Source organism: Desulfitobacterium dichloroeliminans LMG P-21439, from assembly GCF_000243135.2.
Classification (GTDB): Bacteria; Bacillota; Desulfitobacteriia; order Desulfitobacteriales; family Desulfitobacteriaceae; genus Desulfitobacterium; species Desulfitobacterium dichloroeliminans.
In genome coordinates, this window is sequence record NC_019903.1 from 3,071,508 (window position 1) to 3,088,373 (window position 16,866).

At 45.5% G+C, this 16,866-nt stretch carries 17 protein-coding genes and 1 other annotated feature; of the genes, 4 read left to right on the top strand and 13 right to left on the bottom strand.

The annotated features are described in order from the left end of the window. Positions 1 to 117: 117 nt before the first annotated feature. The 13 genes from DESDI_RS14615 to rplU form a co-directional block, all read right to left on the bottom strand. Positions 118 to 2,727 carry a ComEC/Rec2 family competence protein gene (locus DESDI_RS14615; RefSeq protein ID WP_015263389.1) on the bottom strand — a complete coding sequence of 870 codons (2,610 nt, stop codon included), beginning with the start codon at positions 2,725 to 2,727 and terminating at the stop codon, positions 118 to 120. Beyond that, positions 2,724 to 3,293 carry a ComEA family DNA-binding protein gene (locus DESDI_RS14620; RefSeq protein WP_051015681.1) on the bottom strand — a complete coding sequence of 190 codons (570 nt, stop codon included), beginning with the start codon at positions 3,291 to 3,293 and terminating at the stop codon, positions 2,724 to 2,726. The genes DESDI_RS14615 and DESDI_RS14620 overlap by 4 nt, the downstream gene beginning before the upstream one ends. A gap of 321 nt (positions 3,294 to 3,614) precedes the next feature. Next, positions 3,615 to 6,116, bottom strand: coding sequence for a leucine--tRNA ligase (gene leuS, locus DESDI_RS14625; protein WP_015263391.1), 2,502 nt, complete (start codon positions 6,114 to 6,116; stop codon positions 3,615 to 3,617). Positions 6,117 to 6,196: 80 nt separating this feature from the next. Continuing rightward, positions 6,197 to 6,393: a binding site (T-box leader), on the bottom strand. A 111-nt stretch (positions 6,394 to 6,504) separates the two neighbouring features. Continuing rightward, positions 6,505 to 6,852: a ribosome silencing factor gene (gene rsfS, locus DESDI_RS14630; RefSeq protein WP_015263392.1), complete on the bottom strand. Its 348-nt coding sequence runs from the start codon at positions 6,850 to 6,852 to the stop codon at positions 6,505 to 6,507. Next, the gene (yqeK, locus tag DESDI_RS14635) at positions 6,839 to 7,417 is read right to left on the bottom strand and encodes a bis(5'-nucleosyl)-tetraphosphatase (symmetrical) YqeK (protein WP_015263393.1); all 579 of its coding nucleotides are present in this window, start codon (positions 7,415 to 7,417) and stop codon (positions 6,839 to 6,841) included. Before yqeK ends, rsfS begins: the two co-directional genes overlap by 14 nt. Positions 7,418 to 7,505: 88 nt before the next feature. Continuing rightward, positions 7,506 to 7,757, bottom strand: a complete 252-nt coding sequence (locus DESDI_RS14640; RefSeq protein ID WP_015263394.1) for an RNA-binding regulator — start codon at positions 7,755 to 7,757, stop codon at positions 7,506 to 7,508. Between the two features lie 83 nt (positions 7,758 to 7,840). Continuing rightward, a complete protein-coding gene (gene nadD, locus DESDI_RS14645) occupies positions 7,841 to 8,470 on the bottom strand; it encodes a nicotinate-nucleotide adenylyltransferase (protein WP_041219997.1) in 630 nt (209 codons plus the stop codon). A gap of 45 nt (positions 8,471 to 8,515) precedes the next feature. Continuing rightward, positions 8,516 to 8,809 (bottom strand): ribosome assembly RNA-binding protein YhbY, encoded by a 294-nt coding sequence (yhbY, locus tag DESDI_RS14650; protein ID WP_015263396.1) that lies wholly within the window; start codon positions 8,807 to 8,809, stop codon positions 8,516 to 8,518. A 72-nt stretch (positions 8,810 to 8,881) separates the two neighbouring features. Continuing rightward, the gene (obgE, locus tag DESDI_RS14655; RefSeq protein ID WP_015263397.1) at positions 8,882 to 10,156 is read right to left on the bottom strand and encodes a GTPase ObgE; all 1,275 of its coding nucleotides are present in this window, start codon (positions 10,154 to 10,156) and stop codon (positions 8,882 to 8,884) included. Positions 10,157 to 10,285: 129 nt separating this feature from the next. Further along, positions 10,286 to 10,789 (bottom strand): Spo0B domain-containing protein, encoded by a 504-nt coding sequence (locus tag DESDI_RS14660; RefSeq protein ID WP_015263398.1) that lies wholly within the window; start codon positions 10,787 to 10,789, stop codon positions 10,286 to 10,288. 130 nt (positions 10,790 to 10,919) lie between these two features. Next, complete coding sequence (rpmA, locus tag DESDI_RS14665; protein ID WP_015263399.1) at positions 10,920 to 11,216, bottom strand: 50S ribosomal protein L27; 297 nt, start codon at positions 11,214 to 11,216, stop codon at positions 10,920 to 10,922. Then, the gene (locus DESDI_RS14670) at positions 11,210 to 11,569 is read right to left on the bottom strand and encodes a ribosomal-processing cysteine protease Prp (protein ID WP_172635911.1); all 360 of its coding nucleotides are present in this window, start codon (positions 11,567 to 11,569) and stop codon (positions 11,210 to 11,212) included. The genes rpmA and DESDI_RS14670 overlap by 7 nt, the downstream gene beginning before the upstream one ends. Before the next feature lies 1 nt (position 11,570). Then, a complete protein-coding gene (rplU, locus tag DESDI_RS14675) occupies positions 11,571 to 11,882 on the bottom strand; it encodes a 50S ribosomal protein L21 (protein WP_015263401.1) in 312 nt (103 codons plus the stop codon). Positions 11,883 to 12,308: 426 nt separating this feature from the next. Here rplU and DESDI_RS14680 point away from each other — a divergent pair, with 426 nt between their 5' ends. From DESDI_RS14680 to DESDI_RS14695, 4 genes are read left to right on the top strand one after another with little or no spacing between them, the layout of a single operon-like run. Beyond that, positions 12,309 to 13,640: a phenylacetate--CoA ligase family protein gene (locus tag DESDI_RS14680; protein ID WP_015263402.1), complete on the top strand. Its 1,332-nt coding sequence runs from the start codon at positions 12,309 to 12,311 to the stop codon at positions 13,638 to 13,640. Between the two features lie 48 nt (positions 13,641 to 13,688). Beyond that, positions 13,689 to 15,011, top strand: a complete 1,323-nt coding sequence (locus DESDI_RS14685; protein WP_015263403.1) for a phenylacetate--CoA ligase family protein — start codon at positions 13,689 to 13,691, stop codon at positions 15,009 to 15,011. A gap of 18 nt (positions 15,012 to 15,029) precedes the next feature. Then, positions 15,030 to 15,785, top strand: a complete 756-nt coding sequence (locus DESDI_RS14690; protein ID WP_015263404.1) for an amidohydrolase family protein — start codon at positions 15,030 to 15,032, stop codon at positions 15,783 to 15,785. Positions 15,786 to 15,800: 15 nt separating this feature from the next. After that, positions 15,801 to 16,859 (top strand): ABC transporter substrate-binding protein, encoded by a 1,059-nt coding sequence (locus DESDI_RS14695; RefSeq protein WP_015263405.1) that lies wholly within the window; start codon positions 15,801 to 15,803, stop codon positions 16,857 to 16,859. The last annotated feature ends 7 nt before the right edge of the window (positions 16,860 to 16,866 follow it).

A 16,866-nucleotide genomic window follows, 5' to 3' on the forward strand; every position in this document is an offset into this window, starting at 1 on the left:
GCAAAGAAAAGACCCCTCCAAAAAATGAAGGGGCAAAAGAAAGAGGAGGAGAAAAGAGATGTTCCTTCCTATTCTTACCACGTATAAAAGATTTATACCTAATACGGATTATTTTTTTTACTTTTCTCTTCCAGCGACTACCTCTATCGATTTCCCATCTAATTTCACTTGGATAGTACCGTCCTCATCCGTCCGAAAGACCGGAACGTGGCGCTCCTCCCAATAGCTGAGGACCTCTGAACTGGGGTGTCCGAAGGAGTTCCTCCCCACCGAAATAATAACCGCTTGAGGGTCAATCTGATCCAACAGGTCCGTCATCATCGAGTAGCGGCTGCCATGGTGAGGCACTTTAAACAAATCCGCGTCGTAAACCTGTCCCGATCGATAAAGCTCTCCCATCAATTCCTCTTCCATGTCCCCAGTGAACAACACACTCTGGCCTGCTTCATTCTCCAAACGCAAAACCAATGAATTATTATTCTCATCAGACTCTGTACCTGAGAGTATCGCTCCAGGAGCCAGCACTTTCAGCCTACTATTCGAATCCAAAACCAGGGTATCTCCACAGGTCAATCTTTCAATCGTCATCATCTCTAATACCCTAACCAGATTCCAATCCAATCCTACTTCTTCCCAGCCGTCCCACTGGCTTCCCCCTGAACCACTCTCCTCTGCTGAATCGAGACTTAACCAGTCTTTCCCATCCTCAGGAATGCCAACCCAACCTACCGGAATCGTCTCCAAGATTGCGCTCGCCCCTCCCACATGATCACTATGAGGATGAGTCAGAATCAGAGCATCTAATCTTTTGATTCCCTGTTGGAGAAGATAAGGCACAATAATTTGCTCCCCTGCATCGAAGCGATTGGTCTTGGGCCCAGCATCCACCATAACCCGAGCACCCTTCGGCGTCTCAATGAGGATGCAATCGCCTTGTCCTACATCAATAAAGGTTACTTGAAGGACACTGGGAGTATTCCAAGGACTCCACATAAAAAGCAGCAAGAGTAACACTATGAGTGCTCTTTGCCCATTAAACCCGAGTTTTTGCCCTGCGAACTTAAATACACCGTCATATTTCTTGGATTTCTTATTTAATCCAGCAAACTTCCTTACCCTCATCCCAACCTCCCTGATGGAGGCTGGTACTTTCTCAACTAAGAGACTTATTTTCCGCCGTAGATTTCTGGCCCGCACACTGATAATAAAGCCAAGTTTGGCTTTGCTGACTAAGAGAACTAGTATCCAGCCATACCAACATAACCAAAAGAGAGCTCCTGGATTCACTACCCACACATCAGCCCAGGGGAGCCCAGCTAAGTGAATAAGGAATTTGTTCACCCCATTCAATAGCCAGAGACTCACCTGAAATAAAGGCAAAGCAACCTGCGGGATAAAGGAAAGGAAAGCACCGAGGATTCCCAGTTGAAAGATACTTCCCAGGATAAATAAGACCAATAAATTCGCTAAAAGGCCTATGATAGACAAACGATGGAAGGCACTAATCATCAAGGGTAGAGTGGCGACTTGAGCAGCACAGGACATGGAAAAGGCACTTTTTATAAACTTGGGCCAGCTTCTAATCCCTTTCACCTTTATTACAACAGGGCTGAGGACAATAATTCCCCAAGTGGCCATAAAGGATAGTTGAAAGCCAATATCTTCAAGAATCAAAGGCTGCCAAATGAATAAAAAGAAAGCTGCCAGCAAGAGCCCCCGTAGACTATTTCCTCTTCCTTTGCCCAATTTACCCAATAAAACAAAAACGACCATAATCGTCGCCCTTAGAATTGGTGGATTTCCTCCACATAGGATAGCGTAGAAAATCAATACCCCGATGGTTAATCCCACTCGTGGAAAACGATGCACAAGGAATAACATATTCCAACAAAGTAATAACAGGAAGGCTACATTAGAACCAGACGCGGAAAAGACATGATAAACTCCTGTAATCCGATAACTCTCCAGCGCTTCTTCAGGTATCCTCCTTGTATCGCCAAACAATATCCCTTCTAAAAGACCCGTCTGAGCCAGAGAAAATGCCGCTAAATGTTCCCTGACCTGATTACGGACCAGCCAGCCTAAGGGCGGTTTTCCTGGGTTTAATAAATCTACCTTACCCTGAGCTGTTATTCCTCCAGAAAGGCCGCGAACCGCGTAATATAAGGGATAATCAAATTCTCCCGGTGTGCCAGGGGGTTTCGGCTGTTCAATCTTACCTGTATATTTGAGCTTATCTCCTGGGCGCACACCTTCCCAGCCCTCAGGCAGATTTCCCTCTGCATCAAAGTAAACCCGAAGGCGATATTTTCTCTCAAGAAAGTCAATAGCCTTCGGGCTCTTCTTTGTACCGTTCTCCTGAGCAAGTGACGATTCAGGGATAGTGACAGGCTCAAGTATCTCGAATATCCCTATTGCCCCATCATCGTTAACAGACCAATCCTTCAACTCTCCTATTACTTGAACTTGGCTCATCGTAAGCGGAGGTGCTAAGTCATAGCTTGCCGTCTGTCCATAGACAAACCCCACAAGAATACTAGCACACAGGATGAAGACTTCAGGTCGTATGACAGGTCCAAAGAAATCCCGAGGCTTCCAAAAGGCAATACGAATAAGCACTAATAGAAAAATCCCCAAAACAATCCACCTCATGGACTCTGGGGTATAAACACCGATTAATCCGCCTATAAGTAGTGCCGATAAACGTTTAGCCCAAGTGTCTCTCATGGTCCCACCGAAACCATATCAGCCATCTTTTCATAAGTCTTATCTCCAATACCGGAAACGTTTTTCAGATCCTCCGGCTGAAGAAAAAGACCATGCTCCATTCGATATTGAATAATCCGTTCAGCGAGCGCTGGCCCGATGCCCGGCAATTTATCTAATTCCCCACCATCTGCTGTGTTAATATTGATGAGGTTAGAAGCTGCCTGAACAGGGTACTGGGTATTAGGTACAATTCCCGGTTGTTGGGCGACAGTTTGCGGCGCCGGCCTATAAGGAACAATGACTTTCTGACCGTCTTTAAGCTTTTCCGCAGGGTTAATCTGATCGATATTCGCTTCAGGCAAAGGGTTGACTTGTTTTAAAGCATCATCTAAACGAGCATTCACCGGTAAATGAACCAGCCCGGGCTTCTCTACAGCACCGGATACATAGACGATGATCTCCCGATTTTCGCCAGTTCCCTCAACTAAAACCTTGGAATTGTGAGGCAGGATAAACTTCCCGAGAGCCACCACAATCAAAAGCCCTAAGACTCCCCACCAAACATAGCGAATTTTCCGCTCCAACACAATCACCCCCTATTCCCTGAGATTAATCGTATCTCGATGGTGATATGGGGTTTTTCTCCATATTTTCCTCTAATTCCTCTCTCGAATTTCGGCAAGGTTTGTCGAATCCGCAAAATACTGCTTTGCATAATGGCACATAAAATTTTTTCATTCTTGGAACCATTAAATCGTTATTACTGCCAATACGCTCTATACAGAAAAAACAGGCCGTTCCAGAGTGCACGACCTGTCCAAAATCTAGCTTTAACACCATCCCAAGGATTTGTTTATAAAAGGGAACAACTTCAAAGCGAGCGGTAACCGTTCTTCGCGAAAAACCTACTTAACAACCACATTAATCAATTTACCTGGCACGGTAATAATCTTAACAATCTGCTTTCCTTGAGTCCACTCCTCAAGCTTAGGCAACAGTCGAACCTGAGCTTCCAATTCTTCGGCAGAGATTTGGGCAGAAACCTGAATTCGGTCCTTAAGCTTGCCGTTGACTTGGAGTACTACGGTGACTTCATCTTGAACAAGCGCCCTTTCATCCACCTTCGGCCACTCCATGCGATGAATACTTTCTTCGTGACCCAGTTGACTCCAAATCTCTTCCGTCATATGCGGGGCAAAAGGAGACAGGAGCAGGAGAACGCTTTCCATAGCTTCACTGGCAGCCGCTACGTTCACATTAGGCTGTTCTTTATAGAGATAAAGGGCATTGACCAGCTCCATGATTGAGCTGACTGCTGTGTTGAAGTTGAAGCGCACTCCAATATCCGAGGTCACCCTTTGAATCGCTTGGTGGGTTTGACGACGCATATCCTTAGCAGCTTTATCCAATTCGCCAAAGTTGCGACCCTGAACACTAGCGGCCTCACCCGAAGATTGCCCTTTCAGGACGTCCTCATATTGAGCTGCCAGGCGCCACACCCGATTAAGGAAGCGGTAACAACCTTCTACTCCTTGATCACTCCACTCTAGGTCCCGATCGGGAGGAGCTGCGAAAAGAATGAAGAGGCGGGCTGTGTCTGCGCCATACTTGGAGATAATCTCCTCAGGGCTTACCACATTGCCCTTAGATTTGGACATCTTTGCCCCACCCAAGCAGACCATCCCTTGAGTTAAAAGATTTTCAAAGGGCTCATCAACTTTGAGGTAACCAAAATCACGCAATGCCTTGGTAAAGAAACGCGAATAAAGCAAGTGAAGAATAGCATGCTCTACTCCGCCGACATATTGATCCACATTCATCCATTGATCTGCAGCCTCCTTGGAGAAAGGCAGCTTACTATTTTGCGGATCAGTATAGCGGAGGAAGTACCAAGAAGAGCACATAAAAGTATCCATAGTGTCAGTCTCACGTCGAGCCTTACCACCGCAGGTAGGGCAAGTGGTTTGCTTAAAGCTTTCGGAAGAGGTCAATGGATTTTCTCCGGCTTTAAAGACCACGTCATCAGGGAGCTGTACCGGTAGCTGATCCTGAGGGACAGGGACGATTCCACAATGGTCGCAATACACCATCGGGATAGGCGCCCCCCAATAGCGCTGGCGAGAGATGAGCCAATCACGGAGGCGGAAGTTCACTTTCCGCTCCCCAAAGCCATCCTGTTCAGCTTGAGCGGACATTTTATCCCAAGCGTCCATGTTCTTCAGCCCATCATATTCTCCCGAATTCACCATGATTCCTTCACCAGTAAAAGCCACTTGAAGCGGAGCATCTTTCTCCGTTACAGAGGCGTCTTCGGGAAGAATAACCGTTTTTATAGGAAGCTTATATTTTGTTGCAAACTCAAAGTCCCGCTCATCATGTGCAGGTACGCCCATAACAGCTCCTGTTCCGTAATCAAACAGGACATAATTAGCAATCCAGATGGGAACCCTCTCACCACTATAAGGATTAAGACAATAGGCACCGGTAAACAAGCCTTCCTTCTCGGTTTCCGTGGAAGTTCGCGCAATCTCATTGAGGCCTTTCATCCGGCTAACAAAATTTTGCACCTCTTGTTCATATTCTGTACCCGCAATCAGCTCTTGAACCAAAGGGTGCTCTGGGGCTAAAACCACATAGCTCACCCCAAAAATCGTATCCACCCGTGTGGTGTAGACTCTGATCTTATCCTCACGATTCTCAACCGTAAACTCTACTTCTGTCCCCTCGGAGCGACCAATCCAGTTCTTCTGCATGGTCTTGACCTTCTCAGGCCAGCCCTTTAGCTTCTCCAAATCATCCAGTAGCACTTGAGCGTAATCCGTAATCTTGAAGAACCATTGCTCCAAATCTTTTTTCGTTACTTCCGTATCACAACGTTCACAGGCCCCATCCACGACTTGCTCGTTGGCTAGTACAGTGGCACAGGAAGGACACCAATTGACGGCAGCTTTTCTCTTATATACCAAACCATGCTTATAAAACTCCAAAAACATCCACTGGGTGAACTTATAATAATCCGGATGGCAAGTGGCGAACTCCCGATCCCAGTCATAGGAAATCCCCATCTCTTGGAGCTGCCGCTTCATATTCGCGATATTTTTCCAAGTCCATTCCGCTGGCGGTGTTTGATTCTTGATCGCTGCATTTTCGGCAGGTAAACCAAAGGAGTCCCAACCGATGGGATGCAGGACATTAAAGCCCATCATCCGCTTAAATCGGGCAATGACATCCACGATGGAATAGTTACGAACGTGTCCCATATGAAGATTACCTGAAGGGTATGGAAACATAGCTAAAGCATAGTATTTCGGCTTATCGGAATGATTCTCAGCCTTGTAATCTTTTCTGTCCACCCATTGCTTCTGCCATCTGGATTCAATCTCCGAAAACAGATATTTCTCTTGCATAAAATACTTCCCCCTTAAATCCGAGCTTGCTTAATCGTTTTACTTAAAACTAAATTAAATAGCAAAAAACTCCCGTCCCCTAAAGGGACGAGAGCATAATCCCGCGGTACCACCCAATTTCAATAGCACTTTGCCGATCATAACGGTTCGTACCGGTACCCATTTTTACCTGGATACAGCTCAGGGGTGAGAATTCACCAAGCCCTCAAACAACTTTCACCAGCCGTTGCTTCTCTAAAATGAGGACTATGAGATTGCTCCCCTTCATTGCCTTTAACGCTCTTATTCTTCTCATTAACTAAAAATATAGCACGAAATATATTTTATACTATCCATAATTAATGAAAATGTCAAGTTTTCTAAAATCTATCTGATCCAATCGACTTGCTTAGGTCGTAGTAAAGCTGACTGGCTTGGCGTCTCCCCAAAGCCGCTCAAGATTATAAAATTCACGTTGATCCGGAGTCATAATGTGAATCACCAAATCCCCGCAATCCACAAGAACCCATTTGGCTTCTTGGAGACCCTCGACTCTTAAGACAGTCACCCCTAAGGCAGGGAGTTTATCGGTTAAATTATCCGTAATCGCTTTGACTTGAGTCGTGGAATTTCCGGTGACGATCAAGAAATAATCCGTGACCATCGAAATACCCTTGAGATCAAGGAGTATGGCTTCTCGACCCTTCTTCTCTTCAACTAGAGTTATAGCCCCTTGCAATTGATCATCTGTCAGCAAATTTTTGCCTCCTTTTTAAATCTTCATAAGTAAGCCGGGTCTGCGGATGGATGACACGCTTACTCTTTCGTAAATAATTCAAAGTATGTTCAACACACAACAGTGTACCGTTCTCAAGATTATCATACAAGGATTGACGGAGTTTGTCCACATTGGGAAATGTTCGATGAGGTTCTGTTAAATCTGCACTATAGATTAGCATCTCTAGCTTCCCCATTCCCGGAGCTCCCAAGGTATGATTTGCTATGGCAGCGAGGACTTCCGCATCCTTATAACCCCCTTCATGTTCCAACCAATAGGCTGCTAGCGGGCCATGAAGTACATGTGGATGATCTTCAGCTGCAGCATATTGGCTTAACTGCCATTCCTTGGCTAACTTTATTTGCTCCTGCAGGCTGATTTCTTTTTTTATATCATGTAGATAAGCAGCAATCTGAGCCTTAACCTCGTCCACATGATGCTTCTCGGCTAGCTCCTGTGCCCACTGTACGACCCTCAACGTATGGCTAAACCGTTTCGTCGACATAGAGCGTTGAGCGAGCTCATTGGCTTGCTGAATATCCATGACACTTAAACCCCTTTAAATAGATTCAGATACGCCGAGAAGACCCTTCTTACCTTGCGGTAAGAGGGTCTCCCTGGGATTATGTTTTTTACATCTGTTGCTTTGGACGGGCCTCGTTCACTGTTAAAGGACGACCACCGAAGTCCTTCCCATTGAGATCCTCTGCCATACGCGATGCATCGTCATCTTCAACCTCAACAAAGCCAAAGCCTCTTGAACGGCCTGTTTCGCGATCGGTAATGATGCGGCTGCTAATGACTTGACCATACTGGCCAAAGAAAGAATTGAGATCTTCGGACGTCGTGTTCCAGGGCAAATTTCCAACATATAAAGTAGCCATTTTGTTGTCACCTCTTGCTTTTTGAATTCGATTTTAGTATAAGCAAAAGCATCAGAACTATACTTGCTTAATCGTATAATCAACTATATCACATACAAACCCGCTTCTTCAACATAGATCCGAACCGGCTCCGGAAGCAGATAACGAATAGGCTTCCCCTCTTTTACCCGCGAACGGATATCCGTCGAAGATATGGCAAGCGCCGGTACATCGAAAAGGTGTATGTGAGGGATAAACTCTGGATATTTTCTTTCAAATTCTAGCAGAAACTCATCTGGAGCAAAGCCAGGCCGGGAGGCCCCAATGAAATGGCTTAAAGAAAGAACGGATTGGACATCGCGCCAAGTAAAAATCTCCCGAAAAGCATCGACTCCTGTTATAAAATAAAGTTCATGATCTGGGTAGATTCCATGCAATTGACGCAGGGTATCCACTGTATAGGAATAACCCTTCCGCTCGATTTCAAGATCTGATATCTCAAAAAAAACATTATCAGCAATCGCTCGCTTTACCATCTCATAACGATCCCTAGGAGCGGTAATGCGTCGACCAATTTTGTGCGGGGCGTTACCCGTAGGAATAAAAACCACTTTCTCCAAGCTGAACTCATGACGAGCCATCTCTGCAGCGACCAGATGCCCATAATGCAAGGGGTCAAAGGTACCTCCCATGATCCCTAGTCTTTTGGGTGAACCAACAAATTTATTACTCATTGGATCCATCAACTCATGCTCCACCTTTTTTGAACCGAGCTTAGCTTATCTCGGCAACATAATGACGGGATTTTTTTTAGATTCGCGATAAAGCAGAAAATTTCTACCAATCACTTGAACTAGTTCAGACGAAGTACGTTCAGCCAACACCTCGGCCGCTCCCTGAACATCTTCTGTACTATTCGGAAGGACTCTACCCTTTATTAATTCCCTAACTGCCAATGTCTCGTCAGTCTGAACAACGACAGAATCTGTCACTCCACCTTTGCCGACCTGCAAAACGGGATCCATTTCATTGCCCATGGCACGAAGAAAACGCTTTTGTTTTCCAGTTAACACCTCAAAACCTCCTATCCATCGCCAACTCCATAGTTTTTCACTCGGAGTATCACTATCTCACTTTAAGTCTGTTTACTCTTGCCACTCAAATTGAAGCTCGGCAATATGAACCTTATCCCCTTCTTTAATCCCTTCTGAGCGCAGAGCCTTCTCAATGCCCATGGCTTTAAGAATGTTTTGGAAGCGGTAAAGGCCATCCTCCGTCTCGAACATCGTCATTTTCACATGTCGTTCAATCTCTTGGCCCGTAATAATAAAGCTATCCCCTTCACGAGTCAGCTCGAAACGATTGGGGGCTTCCGCATGGGTCACCCTATGCTGCTCCTCCTCCTTCACGAAGATTTCTGGAACAGGCGCCTCCGGTAAAACCTGGGCTACCCCATAAACCAGCTCCTGAAGTCCTTCCCCCGTCGCAGCAGACACCGGGAAAATGCGATACTCTTCGCCCAGTTTATCTTCTAATCGTTTAAAGTTTTCCTCAGCGCCGGGTATATCCATCTTATTCGCTACAATCAACATCGTCCGCTTTGCCAGCTCAGGACTATATTGGCGAAGCTCATCCTTGATGATTTGAAAATCTTCTAAAGGATCCCGCTCCTCTGAACCTGCTATATCCAGAACATGCAGGATGAGACGAGTTCTTTCCGTATGCCTAAGAAACTCATGCCCTAGGCCGGCGCCCGTATGGGCACCTTCAATGAGACCGGGAATATCAGCCACAACAAAGCTTTCCCCATCTTCGAGAGCAACTACCCCCAGATTGGGAACAAGCGTCGTAAAATGATAATCAGCAATTTTAGGCTTAGCAGCAGATATCCGCGAAATAATCGTCGACTTTCCAACGTTAGGAAACCCGACGAGTCCTACATCAGCCAAAAGCTTCAGCTCGAGCAGTAGGTTCCGTTCCTCTCCGGGCTCCCCTTTTTCAGCGACCGTCGGAGCTTTGTTCGTATTGCTCATAAAACGAGCATTGCCTCGCCCACCACGACCGCCAGTGGCTACAATAACGCGTTGCCCATGCTCAACGAGGTCGGCGAGAATTTCACCCGAATCCGCATCCTTCACTACGGTGCCCACAGGAATCCGCACGGACATATCCTCGCCGCTCCGCCCATGCATATTTTTACTTTGTCCATGCTCCCCGCGATCGGCTTTGTAGTGGCGTTTATAGCGGAAATCCACCAAGGTCCGCAAGCCTTCATCGGCGACAAAAATCACCTTCCCGCCACGGCCACCATCCCCGCCATTGGGTCCTCCTTCAGGAACGTATTTCTCACGACGGAAAGCCACTGCTCCAGCTCCACCGTCTCCACCTTTAACATAGATTTTTGCCTGATCGTAAAACATGACATTATCCCCTTCTGATCCCTAAGCCCATATAGTACACATCGTGTCACATAACTTTACTTATCCGAAAGTTATCCAGAGTTAAGTAAGTTTCCTTTATCGTATTTTAATCTATTTTCCCTTAAATTACTACAAACATAGACTTTGTTCCCAAATAACTCTCTCATCATCAAATAAAGCTATACGACAGCCAAAGCTTTCCGTAGAACACAAATCAATTTCTATAACTGGATCCTCTAAACCTCGATGGCTCTTAAGAATTGCAGCTAAACACTCTTTAGTGTACCCGAATAGAGCTTCTCCATATTCCTTCTGCCAAAAGCCTTGCCAAAATTCTTCTTTTTTCAAAGAACTCTCGAGCTGAACATCAACCCAAAGACCTTCCTTACGTAGGGCAATAACCAAACCAAGCAAAGAAGCGACCACGATATCCTGAGGAATCTGCCCGATTTGCTGCTCAACTTCTAATCCCTTGACCCCTTCTTGCATATAAAGTAAAGCTCGATCTGCTTTTCCCAGCTGCAAATACCCCATAATCACTTGCCAGTGGTTGAGAAAGTCGTGGCGCTGCAGTCGGTAGTGATCCAGCTGTTCTGCTAGGAGAGTTCGTTCTAAGGAAGATTTATCAGGCACACTATTCAGTCCTTTCAGAGCTTATTTGCTGCTGTTGTTGGGAGACATTGTCCAGCTTGCTTTGTAGCCTTGCCCCTATACAAAGAAAACCCCCGGGATTATCCCAGGGGTGCGATTCTGACTGCTAAAATTAAGCTTGAGCAACCTGGCGCTCAGGATAAATGCTAACTTGTTTACGGGTGCGATCTTTGCGCTCGAATTTTACATAGCCATCGATCGTAGCAAAGAGTGTGTCATCCTTACCCAAGCCGCAGTTTTTGCCAGCATGAAACTTTGTTCCGCGTTGACGAACAATAATGTTACCTGCAGTAACAAATTGACCATCTCCACGCTTCACGCCTAAACGTTGAGCATTACTATCACGACCATTTCGAGAACTACCTACCCCTTTTTTATGGGCGAATAATTGCAGATTCATTTTTAACATGGAGTCCACCTCCTCCGATTGATTTTCACATACTCTGAACCATAGCTTTGTTGAATTCCTTCAATACCTAAAACCATGGTCCCTAAAATCCATTGGGCATGATCCAGTGTCACAGGCTCTAATTCTGGGAGAGTACAGCTTAAAAACCCTTGCAGGTCGTCCACTTCAACCTCCGGTTTGTTTGGAAGATAACGTTCCAAGCCGTTGACTGCTGAGATACCAAGCGCGGATACGGCGGCACAGACAACATCAAGTCCATACTCGGCATATCCTGCGTGCCCTGTTAATTCAAACTTGTGAATCCGTTGGCTGTCATCCAACCAAAGATTCAAGATAATACCTTGTTTTTTCATCTTAGGCTTGAATAGCTTCAACCACTACTTTTGTGTAGGGCTGGCGATGGCCTTGTTTACGACGATAATTCTTCTTAGATTTCATCTTGAATACAATTATCTTTTCGCCTTTGCCATGTTCAACGACCTTAAGAAGAGCTTTAGCACCTTCTACAACTGGAGTCCCAACCTTTACCGCTCCGTCCTTTTCAACTAAAAGAACTTCATCGATAGTGACGGTATCTCCTACATTAGCGTCAAGCTTTTCCACAAAGAGGACTCCGCCTTCTTCAACACGGAATTGCTTGCCACCTGTTACGATCACTGCGTACATAATTACACCTCCCATGCCTAGACTCGCCTTTTCAGGCCGGCTCGCTTAAAATTTCTTCGAAGAAACCCCGAAAAATGAAATTTTAATCCAAAAACCTGTTAATTTGCCTGTTTCGCGCGGTTGCGGTGAGAAGTCACCACATTTAGATATTTTAGCACCCATTACCCAATCTTGTCAATTATTAATCAATCGAATTAGTAATCAGACAACCCTTTGGCTTTCTGCATAAAATCATCCCTTTGCCTTTCCGCATAAAATGAAGCAGGTTCTCTAAAAACTTAGCCGGACACTACGTAGAGTTAACCAATCCTTTCGGCTAGGAATAGATTGTTAAGGAAAACAATAAATAGCTTTTCTATCCAAGAAAAAACTCTCTCACATATTTACGTTTTATCAATCTTCACTATAAGTAAGGAGTGAACAGTAATGGCCTCGCGTTTTGAAAAACTTATCCAAGAAGCATCCTTCCCTCCCTTCGTCGAGCGCACTTTTTCCAAAGCGATTACTCCAGATCAAATGTCCCGGTCACGCATCCAAGCGTATCAAGAGGAAGCTGTCAAAGAAGTGCTCAGCCATGCCTATCAAAATTCTCCATTTTATCGTGATAAATTGACTCAAGCCGGGGTCCAACCCGAAGATATCCAAACTCTAGAGGATTTTGCAAATGTCCCCTTAACGACAAAAGAGGATTTACGGCAAGACCCCTGGATTCGTTTAGCTTGTGACAAAAAAGAAATCAGCCTAATTCACGTCTCGTCCGGGACAACAGGCGGAAAAGAAATCTATACTCCCCATACTTGGAAAGAGTACTACTTCAATCACTCTATTATTTATCCTCGTCTTACTCCAGTCAAGAGAGAAGACATTACTTTTATTGCCCTGCCGTATGAAATGAGTCAGTCAGGACTTAATTTCCATAATCTATTTCTAATCGGTCACCAGGCCACCTCCGTTCCAGTTGGGAAAGGCGGTGCCTATTCTACACCAGAAAAAACAATTAAACTCATGAAAAACCTCAAACCTAACTTCCTCGCTACCTCTCCCTCTTACGCGATTCATCTTGCCGAAGCGGCTGAGACAGCCTCATTTGACTTAACAACCCTTCCTTTAAAAAGGATATTCGTCGCCGGGGAAGGGTGCTCCAACGCCTTTCGAGGCCGACTGGAGAAAATATGGAATACCACAGTTAATTTTCATTATGGAGCCACAGAATGTGGCTTTATCGCAAGAGAATGCGATCAGCATGATGGCCTGCATGTAACCGGAGCCCATGTTCTCGTCGAAATCGTTGATCCCGCTACAGGTAAAGTCGTCAAGCCCGGCGAGATTGGTGAGATTGTCGTGACTTGTCTTCTCCGCTTTGATACCCCCTTAATTCGCTACCGCACTCAAGATTTAGGTTACCTTAATCCCAAGATGTGTCGATGCGGGGTCGCTTTACCTCGACTCTATCACTTAGGGCGCGTGGCCGATCACATTACTCTCAAGGGAAAATCCTACTCCCCTTATGCTTTAGAAGAACATCTTATCAATCTCCCTGAAATCGGAAATTGGTACCAATTTATTGTTCAGCATGGAGATAATGAAAAACTTACCATTCTAACCGAACCTGCTCGCGGTGTTGCAGTGACCCCTGAGCTAATCCATAAATGTTCCAGCCAGCTCTATGCTGCAATAGGGTTACCCTGTGAAGTGCAATTCGTCGAAAGAATGGATCGCCCCATGATAAAAGTCAAGAGGGTTATATATACGGATTAATCGCACACTCTCCAATTAATACAAATGTAAATGGAGTGAGAATTTGTTATGAAATATCGCTTTACTAAACATCTGCGCAATTATACTCAAGAGCCTATACTCAATCGTTATTCTAACCTCACAGAAGAAGAAGCGACCCTTGAGAAACTTCTAGAGTTTCAAAAGGATGCCTTACACGCAAATGTTGCCCAGGCTTATAAAAACCCTTTTTATTTTGAAAAAATGAAAGAAGCGGGAGTTAAGCCCCAAGATATAAAAACCCTGACCGATCTCGCTAAACTCCCCTTTACCACCAAAGAAGAACTGCGCAGAGATCCCTGGCAGCTCTTGGCCACAGACAAGCGAGATATCAGTTTGGTACACGTCTCCACAGGTACTACCGGAGGAGAAGAAATTTATATGATGCAAAGCTGGAGGGATCTCTATCTTAATGAATTCTCTGCAGGATATCCCCACTTGCTTAAACTTGTCCCCGGAGATATTTGTATTAATGCTTTGCCTTATGAAATGAGTTCCTCGGGTCTAGCCTTCCACAAAGTGTTTATGGAGATCTCCGGTGTCACCGTTGTACCCGTGGGCAAAGGTGGAGCATATTCTACCCCCAGAAAAACCGTTCAAGTCATGAAGGATTTGCAGCCCACAGTGGTCATGACGACACCCTCCTATTCTATTACCCTTGCCGAAGCCGCGGCAGAGATGGATTTTGACTTAGCCAGCCTTAACCTCAAGAAGGTTTGGTTAACAGGCGAAGGCTGTTCACCCGCTTTCCGGGAACGCGTGGAGAAAATCTGGGGGACTATCACTAATTTTTACTATGGATCCCTTGAGGCCATGGGGTTAGGTATCGAATGCGATTACCATGCGGGTTATCATATTCCCATGGGACACGTCATTATTGAAATCATCGACCCCGAAACAGGCGAAGTCCTAGAGCCAGGGGAAATCGGAGAAATTGTCACGACACCTCTCTTGCGCTTCGATACTCCTTTACTTCGTTATCGAACTCAAGACTTAGGATATATCGATCCCGAACCTTGTGAATGTGGCATGACCTTTCCTCGCTTTTTCATGAGGGGGCGGACTGTAGATCAAGTCACTATTCAAGGAATTGGGTTCTCTCCTTTCTATCTAGAGGAATTCCTCATGCGGTTACCCGAGGTAGGAAACTGGTATCAGTTTGTGGTGCAACCCGAAGATAATGATCACCTAAAAATCCGCACCGAACTTGCCCCTGGGGTTGAACCTACTCCAGAATTAGCCGATCGTCTCGCCAGCAAAATGGAGTACTCCCTCGGTATACCCTGCGAATTTGAATTTCTACCCAAGCTCATGCGAACAGGGGCAAAATCAATCCGTGTCGTCCGCGATTGAACGATAGGAGGAACCCTAATGATTATTGATGCGCATGCCCATCTATCGGATAGCTCTTACGGGAATCTCGCCCTTTACCTTGAACAGCTGAAAGAAGCAGGCATCGACCGTGGTGTTACCCTCCCCGGCGGTACAATGGATGTTCGCAAAATGACCAACTATGTCACAGGAAAATCTAAGCCAGAGAACCCAATCCCCAATAACGAGTATATTGCCCAAGCAGTTAAAGCTCACCCTGACATCCTCATAGGGTTCATGAATTTAGACCCCCACGAAGCCAACGTGGTAAGCATGTTAGAAAATGGTTTCAAAAGTGGATTTCGCGGCCTAAAGCTCTCCCCCATGACTCACCAATTCTCCTTTTCCAGCAAGGCTGTTGCCGAACTAGCTTCTATCTGCGGTATACACGGTTTCCCTGTCTATTCACACACAGTCTTTAGCCCAGGCTCCAATACAGCCAAATATATTGCTCTGGCCAAACAATTCCCGAAGACAAACTTCATCCTTGGTCACATGGGATTTGGTCCCGCCGATGTGGAAGGACTCGAGGCTGCGATAAAGCTGGATAACTTCTTCTTAGAAACCTCCAGTGGCAGTTTCCTGCATATTAAAGAAACCATTGCTAAGGCAGGTCCAAGTAAAGTCATCTTTGGATCCGAATTCCCCTTATCAAACCCCAAGGTTGAATTGACCAAAATCCTTATTCTCAAGCTAAATGATGCAAACCGTGATAAAGTCCTCAGCGGCAATATCAAAGAACTGCTTCATATCTAAGAGAGGAGTTTATTCATGCTGAAAAAGTGTCCGAAGTTGCTTTCCTTTGCCCTGCTTCTTCTTTCCCTTACTTTTGGAACAATTGGCTGCAACACTCAGGGGGCTTCAAACCCAGATGATTCTTCCACTCCAGCCCACCTTGATAAAGTGACCTTTAACCTGCAATGGCTGCCTGAGGATGCCGCTTACTGGGTTGCTCTAGAGAAAGGTTTTTGGAAAGAACAAAATCTCGATGTCAACATCATTCGCGGCTATGGTTCAGGAGATACCGTGACAAAGATTGCAACGAGGCAGGCAGAGTTCGGAATTGCCGATGTGGGCACAGTTATTCTAGCTCAGGCTAAGGAAAATGCCCCCTTAAAGGCGGTAGCCAGCTTTAAAGATTCCTATCAAGGGATTGTTATGTATCATGATGGGCTGGGAATTAAATCTCCTAAAGATCTTGAAGGTAAATCCATCATCGGTGCTGCCAACGCCTCAAACACTCTTTTCTTTCCCGCCTTTGCCAAAGCTACAGGCATTGATCAGAACACGATAGAATGGAAATATATCGATCCCGCCCTTCACTATGGTGCCTTTGCTCAAAAGCAGGCAGATGCTTTTACGACAATGGTAAAGTATATCCCTCGGGTTGAAAAACTCATCGGTAAATCTATTTCCTTCTTTTCTTACAGAGATGATGGAAAACTAGACCGCTACGGTGAAACCATCATAGTGCATGAGAGTATCCTTAAGGAAAACCCCGAATTGGTTCGCCGTTTTGTTGCCGGGTTCTTAAAGGGACTTCAATATAGTATAGAAAATCCCTCCGAAGTAGGGGAAATCATAAAAAAATATGTGCCCGAATCCGATCCCGATATTACTGTGAAAATGTGGGAATCCGAATTAAACTTTAAAGCCATTGTTGGCGAGGAAGCTTACGCAAACGGGCTCGGTTCGATGTCTAATGACCGCATGACCCAGACCATTAAAATCGTCTTGGACGCCTACGGGATCAACAAGGAACTTTCTCCAGAATCTGTCTATACTACTGAATTCCTTCCCAAAGAACCACTATTCCCACCTAAGGAATAGCAGAGCA

Coding starts and splice junctions, on each gene's coding strand:
- DESDI_RS14615 (WP_015263389.1), bottom strand. CDS start 2,727: ATGAGAGACACTTGGGCTAAACGTTTATCGGCACTACTTATAGGCGGA.
- leuS (WP_015263391.1), bottom strand. CDS start 6,116: ATGCAAGAGAAATATCTGTTTTCGGAGATTGAATCCAGATGGCAGAAG.
- yqeK (WP_015263393.1), bottom strand. CDS start 7,417: ATGGATATTCAGCAAGCCAATGAGCTCGCTCAACGCTCTATGTCGACG.
- DESDI_RS14640 (WP_015263394.1), bottom strand. CDS start 7,757: ATGGCTACTTTATATGTTGGAAATTTGCCCTGGAACACGACGTCCGAA.
- nadD (WP_041219997.1), bottom strand. CDS start 8,470: ATGAGTAATAAATTTGTTGGTTCACCCAAAAGACTAGGGATCATGGGA.
- obgE (WP_015263397.1), bottom strand. CDS start 10,156: ATGTTTTACGATCAGGCAAAAATCTATGTTAAAGGTGGAGACGGTGGA.
- rpmA (WP_015263399.1), bottom strand. CDS start 11,216: ATGTTAAAAATGAATCTGCAATTATTCGCCCATAAAAAAGGGGTAGGT.
- DESDI_RS14670 (WP_172635911.1), bottom strand. CDS start 11,569: ATGAAAAAACAAGGTATTATCTTGAATCTTTGGTTGGATGACAGCCAA.
- rplU (WP_015263401.1), bottom strand. CDS start 11,882: ATGTACGCAGTGATCGTAACAGGTGGCAAGCAATTCCGTGTTGAAGAA.
- DESDI_RS14680 (WP_015263402.1), top strand. CDS start 12,309: ATGGCCTCGCGTTTTGAAAAACTTATCCAAGAAGCATCCTTCCCTCCC.
- DESDI_RS14685 (WP_015263403.1), top strand. CDS start 13,689: ATGAAATATCGCTTTACTAAACATCTGCGCAATTATACTCAAGAGCCT.
- DESDI_RS14690 (WP_015263404.1), top strand. CDS start 15,030: ATGATTATTGATGCGCATGCCCATCTATCGGATAGCTCTTACGGGAAT.
- DESDI_RS14695 (WP_015263405.1), top strand. CDS start 15,801: ATGCTGAAAAAGTGTCCGAAGTTGCTTTCCTTTGCCCTGCTTCTTCTT.